The sequence below is a fragment of the Xanthobacter tagetidis genome (assembly GCF_003667445.1).
GTDB classification, from domain to species: domain Bacteria; phylum Pseudomonadota; class Alphaproteobacteria; order Rhizobiales; family Xanthobacteraceae; genus Xanthobacter; species Xanthobacter tagetidis.
In genome coordinates this window covers 85,405-101,757 of record NZ_RCTF01000016.1, presented here as the reverse complement: position 1 = coordinate 101,757, position 16,353 = coordinate 85,405, and the positions used below count along the sequence as shown (strand labels likewise).

Genomic DNA, 16,353 nt, shown 5'->3' with positions numbered 1-16,353 from the left:
TCTCTCTCCCGGCGCGCCGCCCGGGAGGGCAGCGGTTAGAGGGTTGCTAAAATGGACGAATCGGCTGGAGCGCCGCGCCGTCCGTGTTTCGCTCGCGGCCGAAAGATGCCAATGTGAAGCTGAGCCGTAAACGCTGAATTTGCCTCAGCTCGGCGATGAATTCCAATCATAGGCCGTCGGCATGTCGCTGAAGCGAGTTGATCTGAACTTGTTCCGTGTATTCGAGGCGATCATGCAGTCCCGTAGCGTCAGCGGCGCCAGCAAGGACCTTGGCGTGACGGCGTCGGCGGTCAGCCATGCGCTGGCGCGGTTGCGCCTCGCGGTGGGAGACGATCTGTTCGTCTATGGCGAAGACGGCATGGTGCCGACGCCGCGGGCGCTGGCGATCGCTCCCGCCATCCGCGAGGGGCTGGGACGGATCGAGGACGCCATCGTCGCGCGGCCGTTCGTGCCCGCCGAGGCGGCGCGCACGTTCCGAATCGCCGCCAGCGAGTACGGCACGAGCGAGGTGCTCACCGGCCTCATCGCGCGCCTGGCGCGCAGCGCGCCGCAGATCGAATTGTGCATCTTCCCCTACAGCCGCCTCGACGTGGTGCAGCAGCTCGACGAGGGCCGGCTCGACCTCGTGGTGGGATGGTTCGCCGATCTGCCGGAGCGGGTGCGGCGCATGCCCCTTCTCACCGACCACGAGGCCCTGGTGGTGCGCCGCGGACATCCGCTCGCGGGCCGGCCGGTGACGCGCGAGGCGCTGTTCGCCTATCCCTTCGTGGTGGTCGAGCTGCTCGGCGCCGGGGACCAGGCCTTGGGCGGCTTCGTCGACGATCGCGGCGTCTGGCGCCGGGTCTGGATCGACCGCCTGCTCATGGAGGCGGACGCCGACGGCGCGCCGGTGGCGCACGTGGCGGTGTCGCTGCCCCATTATGCTTCGGTCGGGGACATTCTCGCGCGCACGGACATGGTGGCCACGCTGCCGGAGCGCGTGGCGCGGCGCCTCGTGGCCGCGGGCGCGCACGCGGCGCTGGATATGCCGCATGCGCCGCTAGAGGCGACGGTGGAGGCGATCTGGCACCAGCGTGCCGAGCGCGATGGCGGCCTTCAGTGGCTGCTCGGCGAACTGGCCGAGACAGTCAGGGCCGAGGCCAAGGCCTGAGCGCGGCGCGCCGTCAGTCGGCGCAGGATTGCGGCGCGTCGAGGCGCGCGCGCATCTCGTCCACCCGCGCCTGGAGCCGGGCGACCTCGACCACGCCGCGCTGGTGGGCGACCGTGCCGATGATGGCGCCTTCCGTCCGCACCACCGCCTCGAACGAAACCCGCCGCCCGTCGACGCCGGTGATCTCCGCCTCCACGTCGACTTCGGCGCCCATCAAAGCGGGGCCGGAATGGACCAGGCGGACCTGGGCACCGACGCTGTCATGTCCGGTTTCGAGCATGGGCAGCAGCATGTCGCGGCACACCATCTCCACGTCGTAGAGCATGTTGGGGGTGCCGTAGACCCGCAGTGTGGGACCCATGAAGGTGATTGCGCGCGCATCGTCCACCACGACGCGGCGCCGGGTGCGGGCGCCTACCACGATCATTCCGCATGCCTCCGGAGCGTCAGCCTGCCGTGAGGATGGCAATTTCAGTTCACTAATGCAAGTAAGTCTTCGCGCGCGGCTGCCGGTCCATTTGTACCGCACTGCCTTGACGTCGCGGGAAGCGGAGCCCTAGTCTGCCCGCGAGCAATGACGCGCCCCCATCGCCATGCCCCGTGAGGGCTGGTCTTCTGCAGTGGAAACCTGCAGGCGTCACAGGCGGCCGTCGGCTCCTTATCCCATTGATAGAACGACAGAAGCGGAACCGTGCGCGGCGCCCCTGCGGGCCCGTGCCGACTGCGGGACGGAAGGTCATGGCCGAGCGCGATGGGCGCGCCGATCGTTTCGGCGCGAGCGACGAGTGGGACGCCGCCGACATGGGCTGCGGCGAGCTGGTCATCTTCCTGCGGCAGCGCCTCAAGGCCATGCCGGGCGCGGTGCTGCGCCTCACCGCCCGCGATTCCGGCGCCCCGGAGGACCTGCCGGCCTGGTGCCGCATGACCCGCAACCCTTTGATTCATCACGATCCTGACACCCACCAATTCTGGATCCGCTCCCGCACCGACTGGAGCTGACGCCACCCAAAGAGGGAGAGAAGAAAGATGCCCGGAAAGTTCGTCGTCTCCATCAGCTGCGCCAAGAACGATACCGACAAGGCGACCGTCGGCTTCGTCATCGCCAACGCCGCCGTCGCCTCCGACAAGGAGACCGTGGTGTTCCTCTCCATCGAGGGGACCCGCTTGTCGCAAAAGGGTTATTCCGACGACATCCACGAGGAGGGGTTCGCCGCGCTGAAGGATCTCATGAGCGCCTTCGCCGAGGCCGGCGGCACCATCTATGTCTGCTCGCCCTGCTTCAAGAAGCGGGGGCTCGACGAGAACAACCTGGTGGCGGGCGCCAAGATCGTCGGCGGCGCGAAGCTGGTGGAGTTCATGGGCGAGGGCGCCCCCTCCATCTCCTACTGACTCGCCGCGGCGGGACGGACCGGCCTGATCCCGCCGCTTCCGCGCCGGTCGTCCCGGCGTGATCCCGGCCTGGTCCCGGGACGTCCCGCTTAATCCCGCGCAATCTCCCCGGTCCCGGCCTGGTCCCGGTGCCGGGTGTCGCGAACGGAGCTCCGCCGCATGATTCCCTACCGCACCATGATCGCGGTCTTCCTCGCCGCCGCCCTCGGCTACGTGGCGCTGAGCTACGCTGTGTTCGAGATGCCGCAGACCGCGGCGGCGGCGGAGGAGTGCGGCTTCCTTGCCGACGAATTCGTCTCCGCCGGCACCCTGACCTATGAGCGCAGCCAGGCGTTCGCGGTCAGCTTCATGCGCAAGCAGGAATACTTCACCGCCGCGACGGTCGGCCTCGCCTTCGCCTTCCTCGCCTTCGCGCTCGTCGCCGGGCGCCGGGGCGGGGCGGCGGGGGCCGGCATGGCGGCGGGCGGCGGGGTGCTGGCGCTCTCCGCTTTGTGCATCTCGTGCCTTGCCCCCGTGCTCTCGCTGGTGGGGCTCGGCATCGCCGGCAGCGTCCTGGCGGACGTGCCGAAATGGCTGCTGACGCTCAATACCGCGCTGCTCACCTTCTGGGGCACGCTCTACCTCTCGCGGCGCCTTGCCACCTGCCCGCTGCCGGCGCGGCGGGCGGACGGGGCGCTCGCCCATAACCAAAGCTAGATCCGGAGGAACACCCTTATGCCCCGTTTGCTCCCGACCCTGTTATGCGGCGCCGCGCTCGCCGTCGCCCTCGCCTCTCCCGCGGCCGCCGACGACGCGGCGCTGCTCACGCCGGCCAAGCCCGGCTGGCCGCTCGCCCATCCGATCGCCGACAAGGACATCCCCCCGCCGCCCTTCTCGCTGCTGGCGGACCGGCCGGTGAAGCCGGCCTATGTGCCGGGCCTGCCCGGCCTGCCCCAGGCGCGCGTTGTGACCGACGATTTCGGCCGCAAGCCGCCGAAGTTCGACGCCGTCTTCATCCGCAAGAGCCGGGTGGAGAACGGCGAGGTGGTGATCCCCGCCGGCGGCCTCGTCTTCATGGAGGACACCTGGGGCGGCGAGGTGGCGCTGCGCGGCGAGCCGCTGCCCGTGCTCTCGCGCCTGCCGACCTATGTCGACTACGACATGACCATCGTGGTGAAGAAGGACGTGACCATCCCCGCCGGCGGCAGCGTCGCGGTGGGCGGGCAGGTCTACAATTACTACGCCACGGTCGGCCACGAGAAGATGGCCAACCACACCGTCCATGTGCGCACCATCGCCGGCACGGACTGGGAATGGGCGTTCGGCGCCCCGGCCTTCTCCGCCACCGAGACCGGCTGGTTCGGCGACCGCTTCGCCCAGCTCTACAACCAGGGCAAGGCGCGCGAGATCACGCCGAAGCAGATCACCTTCGACTGGCTGAGCGGGGTGCGCATGGACCGTATCCTGCTGGCGCAGGACAAGGTGTTTGCCGGCCTCGCCGGCGCCGGCGAGAGCTGGAAGGTGGGCAACCGCACGGTGCGCGTCGCCGCGGTCGATCCCTCCGCCGGAACGGTGACGCTCGAACTGCTCTCCGGCGACACGGTGACGGGCACCCGCACCCTCGGCCCGGTGAAGAACGAACTGCTGATCGAGGACACCGCCGCCCGCAAGGCGCTGGTGTTCGAGGACGCGGACATGGTGGCGTTCCTGTCGCCCTGGCCCAGCGCCTTCGAGGGCGACAAGGCGAACCTCAAGGTCTATGGCGGCGCCTACAGCCTGAAGTACGGCGACGACTTCGCCGGCGACCCGCGCTTCGCGGTCTATCCCGTGGGCTGCCCCACCGGGCACAATTTCGGGTTCATGCTGGTCAACAAGGAGGAGATCCGCCTCAAGCCCGGCACCAAGGTGGATGGCCCGGAGGGCTATTTCCGCGTGGTGGTGGACAAGGTGGAGGGCGACAACGTCCTCTCCTGGCGCATCGAGGATGCCAAGGGCAACCGCTCGGTGGACCTCGGCGGGCCGAGCGTGACCAATGTCGACCTCGTGCTCGGCCAGGGCCGCGTCGCCGGCCAGGCGATCCTGAAGGACGTGGGCCGCGCCATGCTGGCGCGCAACTACGACGCCATGGTGCGGATGGAAACCGCCGCTGCCGCCGCCGCGCCGAAGGACGGCGCCCCGGCCCAGCCGGCCGCCGCCGCGCCGGCCCCGGCCCCTGCCCCGCATCCGCCGGTGGCGGCGGTGGCGAAGCCCGCCGAGGCGTCGTTCTCGCCGACCCTGATCCTGGCCGTTGGTGTCATGGCCATCGGCGCCGGCGCCATCGGCTTCGAGATCGGCCGCCGCCGCAAGGCCGGCTGAGCGCGGCTTGGGGAAGGGGGTTCGGGACCGCCCCAAGCCGTCCCGAACCCTGGTGCAAAGGCCACCCCTCCCCCTTGAGGGGAGGGGCAGGGGTGGGGGTGTTCGGACCGTGCGGGCGTGCTTCCGCGACCATCTCCAAGGGGACGCGGCCCCCGCCCCCTCACCCTTCCCCACAAGGGGGAGGGGAGCCGGTCCGGGCCTCTGGCGGGCCGGCGCGTGGACACAGGAGGGAAGCTGTTCCCGGCCTTTGGGCGGGGCCGGCGCGCGCCTCCCTGCCTCGGGGAGGCCGGACGCACGGCGGGCAGTCGCGCCGCCATCAACCGCCCGATCGGGCCAATGCCAAAGGGGAGGGGACCATGAGCCAGACACGCCGCACCTTCATCGCCGCCGGAACCGGCCTTATCGCCACGACGCTGTTCACGCCCGCCATCGCCCAGCCGAAGAAGACGCTGCGCTTCGGGGTCGGGCCGCTGCTGCCCAATCCCACCGACACCAAGAAGGCCTACATGCCGCTGTTCGCCCATCTCGCGAAGGAGCTGGGCGCCGATTTCGACCTGGTGGCGACCACCGACTGGGCCGGCATGGCGGTGGCCATGGGCTCCGACCAGCTCGACCTCGCCTGGATGGGCCCGTGGGGCTACGTGATCGCCAACAACGCCACCAACTGCCAGGCGGTGGCCACGGTGAAGTATGACGACAAACCGATCTATTACGGCATCATCGTCGGCCGCCCGGACCTGAAGGTCACGAAGTTCCCGGACGACACGAAGGGCCTGTCCATGTCGTTCGCCGATGTGGGCTCCACCTCCGGCTGGCTGATCCCGAGCTATTACGCGAAGGAGGTCTGGAAGATCGATCCCAAGACCTTCTGGAAGTATTCGGAGGGCGCGACCCACGCCGCCAACGAGGTGGCGGTGGCGAGCGGCCAGGTGGACATGGCCACCGACTTCGACCGCAACCGCAACGCCATGATCGCCGCCGGGCGGATGAAGGAGGATGCCAACAAGATCATCTGGACCTCCGACCCGCTGCCGAACGATGCCATCGCCGTCGCGGCCAGCGCGCCGAAGGAGTTCGGCGCCAGGGTGCAGCAGATCCTCACCGCCATCACCCAGGAACAGGCGAAGTCCCTGCTGCCGGCCCGCTATACCGGCTTCGTTCCCGCCACCCACGCCTCCTACGACATGATCGAGAAGGCCGGCATCGCCGTCGGCAAGATCAAGCCGAAGGCATGACGCGCGCCGCCGCCACCGCGAGCCCCGCGGAGCGGACGCTCGACCAGATGGACGCCATGCGGCGGGGCTTCTCGCTCCGCCGCATGCGGCTGTGGCTGTTCTGCGCGCTGATCCTCGCCTTCTACGCGGTGTCGTGGAACCTCGCCGGGATCGATCTCTCCAAGCTCGCGACTGGGCTGCCGAAGCTCGGCCGCTGGATCGCCAGCGCCTGGCCGCCCGATCTCACCGAGCTGCCGCTGTTCGCCCTGCGCACGGCGGAAACGGTGGCCATGGCGGCGCTCGGCACCACCTTCGCCACTCTGCTCGCCATCCCCATGGCGATCCTCGCCAGCCGCAACATCACGCCCTGGCCGGCGCTCTATTATCCCGTGCGCTGGTTCCTCAACGCGCTGCGCGGCATCGATTCCTTCGTGTTCGCGCTGCTGTTCGTGGCGGCGGTGGGCCTCGGCCCGTTCGCCGGCGTTCTCGGCATCGCGCTGCACACCTGGGGCAGCATGGCGAAGTTCTTCGCCGATCACATGGAGAACGTCCATCTCGGCCCGTTCGACGCGGTGCGCACCACCGGGGCGGGGCGCTTCACCACCATCGCCTACGCCCTGGTGCCGGACGTGCTGCCGGTGATGCTCTCCACCACCCTGTTCTGGTGGGAGTTCAACGTGCGCGCCTCCACCGTGCTGGGCGTGGTTGGTGCCGGCGGCATCGGCCAGGAATTGAAGAACAGCATGGACCTGCTGGATTTCCCGCGCCTGTTCACGATCATCGCCATGATCCTGGTGGTGGTGATGGCGCTCGACCAGCTGTCCGGCTGGCTGCGCAAGAAGCTGGTGTGAGCGGCATGAACCAGCAGCCCCACATCCCGCCGGCGCCGCTCGCGGTGCGCATGACCGCCAGCGGCGTGACCAAGCGCTTCGACGGCCGCGCCGCCATCGAGGATGTCAGCTTCAGCGTCGATGCGGGGGAGTTCGTCGCGGTGCTCGGCCCGAGCGGAGCCGGCAAGACCACGCTGTTCCGCTGCCTCACCGGCCTGCTCGCGCCCGATGCCGGCGCGGTGCGCATCGGCGGCGTGGACATCGCCGCCGTGAAGGGGCGGGCGCGCCGGCGGGTGGCGGTGGTGTTCCAGCAGTTCAACCTCGTGAGCCGCCTGACCGCGCTCGACAATGTGCTCGCCGGGCGGCTCGGCCATGTGCCCGCCTGGCGCGGCCTGCTGCGCCGCTTCTCGCGCGCCGACCGCCTGCTGGCGCTGGAGTGCCTCGACCGGGTCGGCCTGCTGGACAAGGCGCTGCAGCGGGCCGATACGCTGTCCGGCGGCCAGCAGCAGCGCTGCGCCATCGCCCGCGCCTTGGCGCAGCGGCCCGACCTCATCGTCGCCGACGAGCCGGTGGCGAGCCTCGACCCCGCCGCCTCGGCCGGGGTGCTGGAGCTCCTGCGCGGCATCGCCCGCAGCGAGGGCGTGGGCATCGTCTGCAGCCTGCACCAGGTGCCCTATGCCCGCGCCTATGCGGACCGCATCGTCGGCCTCTCCCACGGCCGCCTCGTGACCGATGTGCCGGCGGCGCGGTTCGACGAGGCGGCGTTCGCGGCTCTCTACGGCGCCGAGGCCGGCGCCGGCAAATTCTGAAGGCAGGACCCATGGACCAGACCGCTTCCCACCCGCACGCCCCCGACGTCGCCTTCGATGGCGGCGACCTTGATTGCGGCAACGGGCTGCTGCTGCTCATCCGCCGGCACATCGACCCGCTGCCGCGCGGCGGGCTGCTGGAGATCCGCTCCACCGAGATTTCCGTCGACGACGACCTGCCCGCCTGGTGCCGGCTCACCGGCAATGAGCTGGTGTCGTTCCTGAAGGAGGGGAAGCAGCGCTCCTTCCTGGTCTGCAAGGGCCGGCTGGAGGAGCGCGCCCCGGCGCCGCCGCCGGTCGCCGCGCCGGCCATGAGCGTGCCCGCCGCGCCGCGCCCGGCGCGCGTGCCGGTGGCGGCGCCCGCCATTCCCGCGCTGGCGGTGATGGGCATCGGCTCCTGGCCGCGCCCGCGCTGGATGATCGACGCCATGCACGCTTACGTGGAGGGCCGCCTGCCGGAGGCCGCGTTCCAAGAGACCGCGGACGACGCGGTGCGCCTCGCCATCGCCGCCCAGGAGAAGGCCGGCGTCGACGTGGTGACCGACGGCGAGCAGCGCCGCGACAGCTATGCCAGCTTCGTCGCCAGCCGGCTGGACAATTGCCAGCTCATTCCGCTCACCGACCTGCTGCCGCTGGTGGACCATCCGGAGGAGTTCGAGGCCGAGCTGCGCGCCCTCGACATCCCGGCCGGGGATGTGCGCCACCCGGCGGTGTTCGGCCGCCTCGCGCGCTCGCGGCCGCTGGTGGCGCACGAGGTGGACTTCGCCCGCACCGTGACGCAAAAGCCGGTGAAGGTGGCGCTGCCCGGCCCCTATCTCCTCACCCGCACCATGTGGATGGAGTGCATCTCCGACCGCGCCTATGACAGCCGGGAAGAGCTCTCCGCCGACATCGTCCGCGTGCTGCGCGAGGAGCTGGCCGAGCTGATGGATGCCGGCGCGGCCCTGGTGCAGCTCGACGAGCCTGTGCTGTCCGAAGTGGTATTCTCCGGCGCCAAGAGCAAGCGCTCCTTCATGTGCGGCGCGCTCTCCGAATCGCTCGCGCCGGAACAGGAACTGGCGTTCGCCCGCGACCTGCTGAACGCGGTGCTCGACGGCTTTCCGCGCGAACGCACGGCGCTCCACGTGTGCCGCGGCAACTGGACGCCGGACGAGAGCGTCGCGCTCTCCGGCTCCTACGCGCCGCTGGTGGCGACGCTCGCGCAGGTGAGGGTCGGCGCCTATCTGCTGGAGATGTGCACCCCGCGCGCAGGCGAGATGGAGATATTGAAAGCGCTGCCGGACGACGCCCGCATCGGCGTCGGCGTGGTCAACCAGAAGGACCCGCACGTGGAAGAGGTGGACGCGGTCTCGGCCCGCATCGCCCACGCCATCGACCTGTTCGGGCGCGAGCGGGTGCTGCTGCACCCCGATTGCGGGTTCGCCACCTTCGCCGACAATCCCATCTGCTGCACCGGCTCAGCCACCGACAAGCTCGGCGCCATCGCCGCCGCGGTGGCGCGGGTGCGGTAGGGGGCCCGGAGCTCCCGCAGATCCTTGAGCCACGTCATGGCCGGGCTTGTCCCGGCCATGACGCCCAATCGCTCGGGGCGCCGGGCGAAAGCCATTCCCGGCTCCACCGCGTGGATGCCCGGGACAAGCCCGGGCATGCCGGCGGTGGCCGCGGCCCTGCCCCTTTCGGATCGCCCGACGGGCTCTCAGGCCTCGCTCTGGGTGGCGCGCCAGCGCGTCGGCGTGGTGCCGGTCCAGCGCTGGAAGGCGTGATCGAAGGCGCTGTGGGTGGTGTAGTCCAGCGCCTCGGCCACCCGGCCGACGGGCAGTTCGGTGAGCGCCAGAAGCTCGCGCGCCACGGTGCCGCGCACCTGGTCCTTGATGTCCTCGAAGGTGGTGCCGCGGGCGGCGAGCTGGCGCGCCAGGGTGCGCGTGCTGACCGCCAGCTCGCGCGCCACCTGGTCGCGTCCGGCCTCGCCGGTCATCAGCCGCGGCCGCAGGGCATGGCGCACCCGCGCCGAGAGGTCGTCGAGGTCGCCGCGCGCGGCAGCGCGGGCGAGGTCGCGCAGGCGCGTGCGCTCGGCGGCGTGGGCGGTGGGCAAGGGCAGGGCCAAGTCGGCGGCGGCGAGAATGACGCAGGTCTGCTCCTGGTCGAACTGCACCCCCACCCGAAGCACGGCGGAATGGGCCGACCCGTCTCGCGGCGGCCGGCAGCATTGCAGCACCCGCACCGGCTGCGCCTTGCCCGCGGTCAGAGCGCGGATCATGTTGCAGCCGACGGCCGTGACGAGGTCGTAGATCTGCCGCCCGCCCGGCGAGGGGCCGTCATAGATGCCGTAGCCGATGGCCACATGGTCACCGAGCCGCTGGAGATAGACCGTGGCGCTGCGGGAATAGCCGATCTGCAGGCCCACATAGTCGCGCAGCGCGTCGCCCAGCGTCGGCGCGCGCGTCATCATCTCGCCCACCAGGCCCAGCATGCGGTGGTCTGCGCGCTCGCCGAGCCTCAGGCCGAGATCGCCGCGTCCGGAAAGCCGGGCGGCGCGCTCCAGCAGGCCGACCAGAGCGGGCATGGGCAGCCGCGCGTCGGGGACGAGGTCCTGCGGCGCGATCCCGGCGTCCGTGAACACCGCGTCGAGCGGGACGCCCCATTCGCTCAGTACCGCCGGCAGGAGCGCGAGCGGACCCACCCGCTGCAAGGGCGTGCGCAGCACTTTCGGGCCCCCCTGTCCTCGAATGGCAAGCTTTGATCTGCGTCATAGGCTAACCAAAGCGGGCGGGGCAAGAGCAGGTTGCGGGATACGGGTTGCGGCGTCAGGGCGCCGCGGCGCGGCACCGGGTCCGTCAGGGCGGAAGCCGGTGCCGCGCCATCCGTGCTGCGCGGCCGGCCCCCAAGGCGACGTGATGAGGCCGGCCCTTCTCCCACGGCCGGGCTTCAGGCATTGTCCCCGCGTTCCCCCCAGCGGCCCGCCTCGCGGTGCCCGCTCATCCGAGGCAGATCCCGATGACCGAAAAGACCTCAATCGCGGCCCGGTTCCAAACCTCGGCGCTTGGGCTGGCGGCGGCGCTGGCCATGCTCGCGTGCGGCACCGCCGAGGCGCAGCAGCAGCCCCAGCCGGCACAGCACGTTCCGCTGCAGAAGGCGATCGGCGTGCCGCACATCGACAGGCCGATTCCCTCGCTCGCGGTGCTCAATGCCGCCGGCGCGAAGCTCGAAGGCACCAAGCTCACCCTCACCGGCGTCGCGTCCAACACCATCGTGTTCGCCGACCGCCCGGTGCGCGCCGCCGGCCACGAGACGCTCAAGCAGTTCCTGATGCAGTGGGACGAGGGCAAGGACTCGTTCGCGGCCGATCCGCCCAACGCCACCGTCTCGGTGCTCGGCGCCAATCCCGGCGAGGTGTCGGACGTGGTGGTGGTGCTGAAGGCGCCGAAGCTCGATGGCACGACGCTGACCTTCGACGTCAAGGTGCTGGAAGGCACGCTCACCGCCGGCGGCCCGGTGGCGGTGTTCATCGACGCATGGGCGGTGCGCGGCCCCTATGGTGGCGGCGCGGTCCATGTGGGCGGCTACTACCATGCGCCGGTCTATCACGGCGCCTGGTATGCCCATCCCGTCTATCCGGCGGCCGGCGCCGCCGCGGCGGGCTTCGTGGCCGGGGCGGCGGTGGCCGGGACGGCCGCGGCGGCGGCGGCCTCGGTGCCGCGCGCCTACCCGCCCTATTGCGGCTACTACCCCTATCCGCCCTGCTACTGAGCGGCGGATCTGGGAGGCGGGCGCTCGTAGCCCGCCTCACCCATGAGCGTGCGGCGCAAGCCGGCGGTAGGCGCCGCTGAAATAGAGCAGCGGCTCCGCCTCGGCGGCGCGTACCGCGATGACCTCGCCGATGAAGATGGTGTGGGTGCCGGCGTCGTGGCGCTCGTGCAGCCGGCATTCCAGGCTCGCCGCCGCCCGGTCCAAGAGCGCGCACCCGGTCTCCCCCTGCGCGTAGGCGAGGCCCTCGAACGGGCGCTCCAGGCGCTGCGCGAAGCGGGCGGCAACGTGGTCCTGGTCGTGCGCCAGGATGTTCACCGCGAACGCCGCGCCGCGCTCGATCAGGCCGTGCGACGCGGCCTCCCGGTTCACCACCGCCAGAAGCCGCGGCGGGCTGGCGCTGACGCTGCACACGGCGGTGGCGGTCATGCCGTTGAGTCGCCCGTCGGCGCAGGAGGTGATGACCGTCACCCCCGACGCCAGCGCCCGCATGCCGGCCTTGAAGGCGGCCGCGTCCACCGCCGGGGTGTGGACCGCGAACGGCCGCGCGGCGGCGTTCATTGCGCGCCCCCCTTCACCATGTCGCGCAGCATGCCGCCCGCATAGTTCGAGCGCAGGTAGCCGCGCGCCTGGAGGATCGGCACCACGGCGCCGACGAAGCTCTCGAACGTGTCGGGCAGGAAGGCGGGCGACACCACGAACCCGTCCGCCGCGCCGCTGTCGATGATGGCGATCAGCTCGTCCGCCACGTCCTCGGCCGTGCCCACGAGGCGCGGGCACATCACGCCGCGCGCATAGACGCCGCCCGCCTCGGCGATGGTCATGGAGCCATCCGGCGTGATGGAGCGCAGAGCGGCGATGTTGCCCTGGCTGCCGGAGGCGGCGATCTCGTTCACCGTCGCGTCCATGGGCAGGCCGGAGAAGTCCATGTTGGCGTGGGCGGCGAGCGTCGAGAGGCCGGCCACCGGATCGGCGAGGCTGTCGTGCAGCGCCAAAAGTTCGTTCGCCTCCGCGCGGGTGGTGCCGATGAAGGGCATCACCGCCATGAGCACCTTGCTGCCGCCGGGCCGGCCGGCGTCGACGAGCGCGGCGTCCACGTCGGTCTTGAACACCTTCATACGCTCGATATTGGGCTGGAGCGCGAAGATGATGTCGGACCAGCGCGCCGCGAAGCGCTTGCCGCGCCCGGAGGAGCCGGCCTGCACGATCACCGGCCGGCCCTGCGGGCTCCTCGGGATGTTGAGCGGCCCGCGCGACTGGAACCAGCGGCCCTCGTGCTTCACGTAGTGCACCTTGTCGGGGTCGGCATAGAGACCGGCGGCGCGGTCGAGGATCAGTGCGTCCTCGTCCCAGCTGTCCCAGAGCTTGAAGGCCAGTTCCATGAACTCGTCGGCGCGGTCGTAGCGCTCGTCGTGGCCGAGATGGGGCACCGAGCCGTAGTTCAGCGCCTCGCCGTCATTCATGGAGGTGACGACGTTCCAGGCCGCGCGCCCGCCGGAGATGTGGTCCAGCGTCGCGAACTCGCGGGCGATGTTGTAGGGCGCGTCATAGGTGGTGGAGCGCGTGCCGCCGAGGCCGATGTGCCGCGTCACCGCCGCCATGGCCCCTAGGATCGGCAGCGGGTCCATGCGGGTGGAATCCTGGTCGCCGTGGCGGATGCCCGCCACATGGCTGTCGGCATAGCGGTCGGCGATGGCGAGCCGGTCGGCGAAGAACAGGAAGTCGAAGCACCCCTGCTCCAGCAACTGGGCGATGCGGGCATAGTGGGCAAGGCTGAGGAACGGCGTCTCGTGCGCCGGGTTGCGCCAGATGGCGTGGCTGTGCACCACCGGGCCGGCGATCAGAAATCCGCACAGATGCATGTGTTTGGGCGAAGTTGATTTGGGCATGGCTGGTCCTCCCTCGTCCCGATGCGGGCAAGGCTTTTCGGTTCACGCCCGGGAGGCCCGGGCGCGCTGGTGTGAAAGTCATTCTGCTTCGCTCGTCATGCCCCGGCTTGTCCGGGGCATCCACGGAGCCGCTCACCCTGCTTCCGGAAGCCGAAGCGCCGGCCCGGTCGCGCAGTGGATCCCCCGGACAAGCCGGGGGATGACGGCTGTCTTGTGGACGTCAGTCGGTCAGGAGATGACGCCGACCATCTCGTTCTTCCCGTTCTTGACCACCTGGACCAGGAAGGAGCGGTTGATCTGGTCGCCCTTGGCGTCGAAGTCGCAGGTCGCGCCGGCGCCGACGAACTTGATCTTCTTGCCGGCGCGGATCATCTCCAGGCCCTTCACCACGTCGTCCACTTCCTCGCCGGGCGGGTTGCAGACCTCGAACACGGACTTCGCCCACACCTTCGCCTCGGAGGACTTGGCGTGCTCCATGGCGAGAGCGGTGGCGCAAATCTGGTCGTGGGCGTTGCCGGCGAACAGGAACACGGTTCCGGCCGGCGCCCCCATCTCCTTCACGAACTTCTTGTAGGCGGGCGAGTCCAGCGGCGGGGCGGGCTGGATATGGTAGATGCCGTTCGCCACTTCCGGCCCCACCGCCTGGAGGAACTTGCCCTCCGCATCGGCGCCGATGGAGAGCGAGACGATCTTCGACTTGAAGCCGCCGCGATAGACCTCCTTGGCGATCGAGACGAAGTCGGTGAGCAGCGACAGGCAGAACACCGCGTCCGGGTCGGCGCCGAACGCCTTCTCCACCTCGGAGCGGTAGGAGGGCTGGTCGGGATTGTACATCACCACCTGCGAGACCTTGCCGCCGAGCTTCTCCATCTCGGCCTTGAAGGGCTCGATCATCGCCACCACGAACGGGTTCTGCTGCGCCAGCACCACCACGTTCTTGGCGCCGATATCCTTCATGACCTTGGCGCCGGCCGGGCCCCAGGAGGTGCTCTTCGCCTGGAAGCGGAACACCATGCCCTTGTTGTCGCCGTCGGTGACGGCGTTGGCGGCGCAGGACACCATCTGCACCTTGTCGGCGGCGAGGATGATGGGCTTGGCGGCGAGCGCGATGGGGCTGCCCCAGAAGCCGCCCACCAGCTCCACCTTGTTCACCTCCAAGAGCTTCTTGGTGCCGGTGACGCCCACGGTGGGGTTGGTCTCGGAATCCTCGATGAACAGCTTCAGCTTGCGTCCGCCGAGGATGCCGCCGGCGTCGTTCACCTGCTTCACCACCAGTTCGGCGGCCTTCTTCATGTCCGGTCCGTAGGGGCCGGTGGCGCCGGAGAAGGGCAGCACCATGCCGAGCGGCACGTCCGCCGCCTGCGCGGCAGCGGGGGTGCGCAGCAAGGCGGCGGCGGGCAGAGCGGCAAGGCCTGCCATCACCTGGCGGCGGGAGGGCGCAAATTTCGGGCTCACGGCTGTTCTCCTCTGGATGGTTGGTCTTGTGTCGGGTGGAGATGGAGCAGGGCTTCCGCCGCGCCGTCGTCGATCTGGAGCGCGTCGTTGAAGCGGTTGAAGAAGCCGGCGAGCGCGCTGCGCAGCGTCAGCTCGACGATCTGGCTCTCGGAGAAGTGCGCGCGCAGGCGCTCGAACAAGGCGTCGCGGATGCCCCAGGCGCGCGTCGTGACGAGGCCGGCATAGTCGATCACCGCCCGGTCGGCGTCGTCGAAGGCGGGATGCGCGCTCGACGGCAGCGCCGCCACCGCTTCCGCCGGGATGCCCTCCACCGCCAGCAGAGGCGTGTGGTGCGAGACGCAATAGGGGCAGGCGTTGAGCTTGGAGACCGTGACCACCGCCAGCTCGATGTAGCGGAACGGCACGCTCTCCCGCGCCCGCAGCTCCATGAGCATGCGGTAGAGATGGTCGAGCGCGGGCGGCACGTGGGCGAGCACCGCCGCCTGGTCGCGGAAGTCGGCATAGCCGCCGGCGAAGGCCTCGAACACCGCGGCGCTGGCGGGCGGCAGGTCGGCCGCGGTGAGGGGGGTGACGCGGGGCATCAGGCCTTGCCTCCCTCGGCGAGGGCGCGGTTCGGCGCGGGGCCGGCGGCGTCCTTCGGGAAGAACTCGCCGTAGCGGCGCTTCGGCTCCGCCACGAGGCCCTGCGGGCGCAGGATCAGCATCAGGACGATGCCCACCCCGATCATGCCGAGCCGCAGCGCGGAGAGCTGCACCCCGTCGATCCAGGGGATGATGTCCTTCAGGAAGCGCGTCGCCTCCAGGATCAGCATGATCGAGCCGGCGCCGAGGATCAGCCCGAGGTTCGAGCCGCGCCCGCCGGCGATCACCGCCATGAAGGCATAGGCGGTGATGATGGGGGTGAACTGCGAGGGGTCGATATAGGTGAGGAAGAAGGCGTGCAGCGCCCCGGCGAGGCCCATGATCGCCCCGCCCACCGCGAAGGCGCGCACCCTGAGCGCCAGCACCGGCTTGCCGAGCGCTGCGGTGACCGTGGGATCATCGCGCACCGCGCGCAGCACCCGGCCGAAGGGCGAGCGCACCAGCGCCTCGCTGAAGGCGAACGCCGCCGTCACCAGCACCACCGCGAACACCAGGATCACCCCGTCGCCCCAGCCGGCCGGGGTCATGCCGGCGAACGGGCGCGGAATGCCCGAGATGCCGAGCGCGCCGCCGGTGAGCCAGCCCTCGTTCAGCAGCAGGATGCGCACGATCTCGCCGAAGCCGATGGTGACGATGGCGAGGTAGTTCTCCTCCAGCCTTATGGTGAGCAGCGACAGCAGCATGGACAGGCCGGCGCACATCAATGCGGCGAACGCCATGGCCGCGAGCCAGCCCACATGCGGGGCGGTGATGGCGACCGCATAGGCGCCGAGCGCGACGAAGCCGGAGACGCCGAAGTTCACGAGGCCCGCGAGGCCCCATTGCAGGTTGAGCGCGAGGCCCACCAGCGCCGCGATGGCGACGAAGATGACGACCGTGACGAGATAGGAGATCATGA

At 70.4% G+C, this 16,353-nt stretch carries 17 protein-coding genes; 10 read left to right on the top strand and 7 right to left on the bottom strand.

All coding sequences use genetic code 11. From position 1 onward, the window contains the following. The first annotated feature begins 181 nt into the window (after positions 1–181). Positions 182–1,150, top strand: a complete 969-nt coding sequence (locus D9R14_RS17520) for a LysR family transcriptional regulator (RefSeq protein WP_121624643.1) — start codon at positions 182–184, stop codon at positions 1,148–1,150. A gap of 13 nt (positions 1,151–1,163) precedes the next feature. Here D9R14_RS17520 and D9R14_RS17515 read toward each other — a convergent pair whose 3' ends face one another. Continuing rightward, positions 1,164–1,577, bottom strand: a complete 414-nt coding sequence (locus D9R14_RS17515) for a thioesterase family protein (RefSeq protein WP_121624642.1) — start codon at positions 1,575–1,577, stop codon at positions 1,164–1,166. A 311-nt stretch (positions 1,578–1,888) separates the two neighbouring features. On the opposite strand from D9R14_RS17515, the gene D9R14_RS17510 reads away from it, so the two are divergent. From D9R14_RS17510 to D9R14_RS17480, 8 genes are all read left to right on the top strand, one after another. Then, complete coding sequence (locus D9R14_RS17510; protein WP_121624641.1) at positions 1,889–2,149, top strand: sulfurtransferase TusA family protein; 261 nt, start codon at positions 1,889–1,891, stop codon at positions 2,147–2,149. A gap of 27 nt (positions 2,150–2,176) precedes the next feature. Then, positions 2,177–2,539 carry a DsrE family protein gene (locus tag D9R14_RS17505; RefSeq protein WP_121624640.1) on the top strand — a complete coding sequence of 121 codons (363 nt, stop codon included), beginning with the start codon at positions 2,177–2,179 and terminating at the stop codon, positions 2,537–2,539. A gap of 159 nt (positions 2,540–2,698) precedes the next feature. Beyond that, complete coding sequence (locus D9R14_RS23420) at positions 2,699–3,235, top strand: hypothetical protein (RefSeq protein ID WP_245420863.1); 537 nt, start codon at positions 2,699–2,701, stop codon at positions 3,233–3,235. An 18-nt stretch (positions 3,236–3,253) separates the two neighbouring features. Further along, complete coding sequence (locus tag D9R14_RS17500) at positions 3,254–4,873, top strand: hypothetical protein (protein ID WP_245420862.1); 1,620 nt, start codon at positions 3,254–3,256, stop codon at positions 4,871–4,873. A 356-nt stretch (positions 4,874–5,229) separates the two neighbouring features. Continuing rightward, positions 5,230–6,108 (top strand): phosphate/phosphite/phosphonate ABC transporter substrate-binding protein, encoded by an 879-nt coding sequence (locus D9R14_RS17495; RefSeq protein WP_121624639.1) that lies wholly within the window; start codon positions 5,230–5,232, stop codon positions 6,106–6,108. Further along, on the top strand, positions 6,105–6,938 hold the full coding sequence (phnE, locus tag D9R14_RS17490; RefSeq protein ID WP_121624638.1) for a phosphonate ABC transporter, permease protein PhnE: 834 nt from the start codon (positions 6,105–6,107) through the stop codon (positions 6,936–6,938). Before D9R14_RS17495 ends, phnE begins: the two co-directional genes overlap by 4 nt. Positions 6,939–6,943: 5 nt before the next feature. Then, positions 6,944–7,726: a phosphonate ABC transporter ATP-binding protein gene (gene phnC, locus D9R14_RS17485; protein ID WP_121624658.1), complete on the top strand. Its 783-nt coding sequence runs from the start codon at positions 6,944–6,946 to the stop codon at positions 7,724–7,726. A gap of 11 nt (positions 7,727–7,737) precedes the next feature. Beyond that, positions 7,738–9,237 (top strand): 5-methyltetrahydropteroyltriglutamate--homocysteine methyltransferase, encoded by a 1,500-nt coding sequence (locus D9R14_RS17480; RefSeq protein WP_121624637.1) that lies wholly within the window; start codon positions 7,738–7,740, stop codon positions 9,235–9,237. Between the two features lie 185 nt (positions 9,238–9,422). Here the strand turns inward: D9R14_RS17480 and D9R14_RS17475 are convergent, their stop codons facing one another. Then, entirely contained in the window at positions 9,423–10,430 is a 1,008-nt protein-coding gene (locus D9R14_RS17475) for an AraC family transcriptional regulator (RefSeq protein WP_121624636.1), read from the bottom strand. A gap of 290 nt (positions 10,431–10,720) precedes the next feature. Between D9R14_RS17475 and D9R14_RS17470 the strand changes: the two genes are divergently transcribed. Then, positions 10,721–11,473: a hypothetical protein gene (locus tag D9R14_RS17470; RefSeq protein ID WP_121624635.1), complete on the top strand. Its 753-nt coding sequence runs from the start codon at positions 10,721–10,723 to the stop codon at positions 11,471–11,473. A 36-nt stretch (positions 11,474–11,509) separates the two neighbouring features. Here D9R14_RS17470 and D9R14_RS17465 read toward each other — a convergent pair whose 3' ends face one another. From D9R14_RS17465 to D9R14_RS17445, 5 genes are all read right to left on the bottom strand, one after another. Next, entirely contained in the window at positions 11,510–12,031 is a 522-nt protein-coding gene (locus D9R14_RS17465; RefSeq protein ID WP_121624634.1) for a flavin reductase family protein, read from the bottom strand. Continuing rightward, a complete protein-coding gene (locus D9R14_RS17460; RefSeq protein ID WP_210210870.1) occupies positions 12,028–13,359 on the bottom strand; it encodes an LLM class flavin-dependent oxidoreductase in 1,332 nt (443 codons plus the stop codon). Before D9R14_RS17460 ends, D9R14_RS17465 begins: the two co-directional genes overlap by 4 nt. Positions 13,360–13,587: 228 nt before the next feature. Next, positions 13,588–14,814 (bottom strand): ABC transporter substrate-binding protein, encoded by a 1,227-nt coding sequence (locus tag D9R14_RS17455; RefSeq protein ID WP_121624632.1) that lies wholly within the window; start codon positions 14,812–14,814, stop codon positions 13,588–13,590. Then, positions 14,811–15,395, bottom strand: coding sequence for a carboxymuconolactone decarboxylase family protein (locus tag D9R14_RS17450; protein ID WP_121624631.1), 585 nt, complete (start codon positions 15,393–15,395; stop codon positions 14,811–14,813). The genes D9R14_RS17455 and D9R14_RS17450 overlap by 4 nt, the downstream gene beginning before the upstream one ends. Further along, the gene (locus D9R14_RS17445) at positions 15,395–16,351 is read right to left on the bottom strand and encodes a branched-chain amino acid ABC transporter permease (RefSeq protein ID WP_121624630.1); all 957 of its coding nucleotides are present in this window, start codon (positions 16,349–16,351) and stop codon (positions 15,395–15,397) included. Before D9R14_RS17445 ends, D9R14_RS17450 begins: the two co-directional genes overlap by 1 nt. Positions 16,352–16,353: the final 2 nt, after the last annotated feature.

What these genes read in the sequence shown, in the direction of transcription:
- D9R14_RS17520 (WP_121624643.1), top strand. Translation starts at nt 182, where the DNA reads ATGTCGCTGAAGCGAGTTGATCTGAACTTGTTCCGTGTATTCGAGGCG.
- D9R14_RS17515 (WP_121624642.1), bottom strand. Translation starts at nt 1,577, where the DNA reads ATGATCGTGGTAGGCGCCCGCACCCGGCGCCGCGTCGTGGTGGACGAT.
- D9R14_RS17510 (WP_121624641.1), top strand. Translation starts at nt 1,889, where the DNA reads ATGGCCGAGCGCGATGGGCGCGCCGATCGTTTCGGCGCGAGCGACGAG.
- D9R14_RS17505 (WP_121624640.1), top strand. Translation starts at nt 2,177, where the DNA reads ATGCCCGGAAAGTTCGTCGTCTCCATCAGCTGCGCCAAGAACGATACC.
- D9R14_RS23420 (WP_245420863.1), top strand. Translation starts at nt 2,699, where the DNA reads ATGATTCCCTACCGCACCATGATCGCGGTCTTCCTCGCCGCCGCCCTC.
- D9R14_RS17500 (WP_245420862.1), top strand. Translation starts at nt 3,254, where the DNA reads ATGCCCCGTTTGCTCCCGACCCTGTTATGCGGCGCCGCGCTCGCCGTC.
- D9R14_RS17495 (WP_121624639.1), top strand. Translation starts at nt 5,230, where the DNA reads ATGAGCCAGACACGCCGCACCTTCATCGCCGCCGGAACCGGCCTTATC.
- phnE (WP_121624638.1), top strand. Translation starts at nt 6,105, where the DNA reads ATGACGCGCGCCGCCGCCACCGCGAGCCCCGCGGAGCGGACGCTCGAC.
- phnC (WP_121624658.1), top strand. Translation starts at nt 6,944, where the DNA reads ATGAACCAGCAGCCCCACATCCCGCCGGCGCCGCTCGCGGTGCGCATG.
- D9R14_RS17480 (WP_121624637.1), top strand. Translation starts at nt 7,738, where the DNA reads ATGGACCAGACCGCTTCCCACCCGCACGCCCCCGACGTCGCCTTCGAT.
- D9R14_RS17470 (WP_121624635.1), top strand. Translation starts at nt 10,721, where the DNA reads ATGACCGAAAAGACCTCAATCGCGGCCCGGTTCCAAACCTCGGCGCTT.
- D9R14_RS17465 (WP_121624634.1), bottom strand. Translation starts at nt 12,031, where the DNA reads ATGAACGCCGCCGCGCGGCCGTTCGCGGTCCACACCCCGGCGGTGGAC.
- D9R14_RS17460 (WP_210210870.1), bottom strand. Translation starts at nt 13,359, where the DNA reads ATGCCCAAATCAACTTCGCCCAAACACATGCATCTGTGCGGATTTCTG.
- D9R14_RS17450 (WP_121624631.1), bottom strand. Translation starts at nt 15,395, where the DNA reads ATGCCCCGCGTCACCCCCCTCACCGCGGCCGACCTGCCGCCCGCCAGC.
- D9R14_RS17445 (WP_121624630.1), bottom strand. Translation starts at nt 16,351, where the DNA reads ATGATCTCCTATCTCGTCACGGTCGTCATCTTCGTCGCCATCGCGGCG.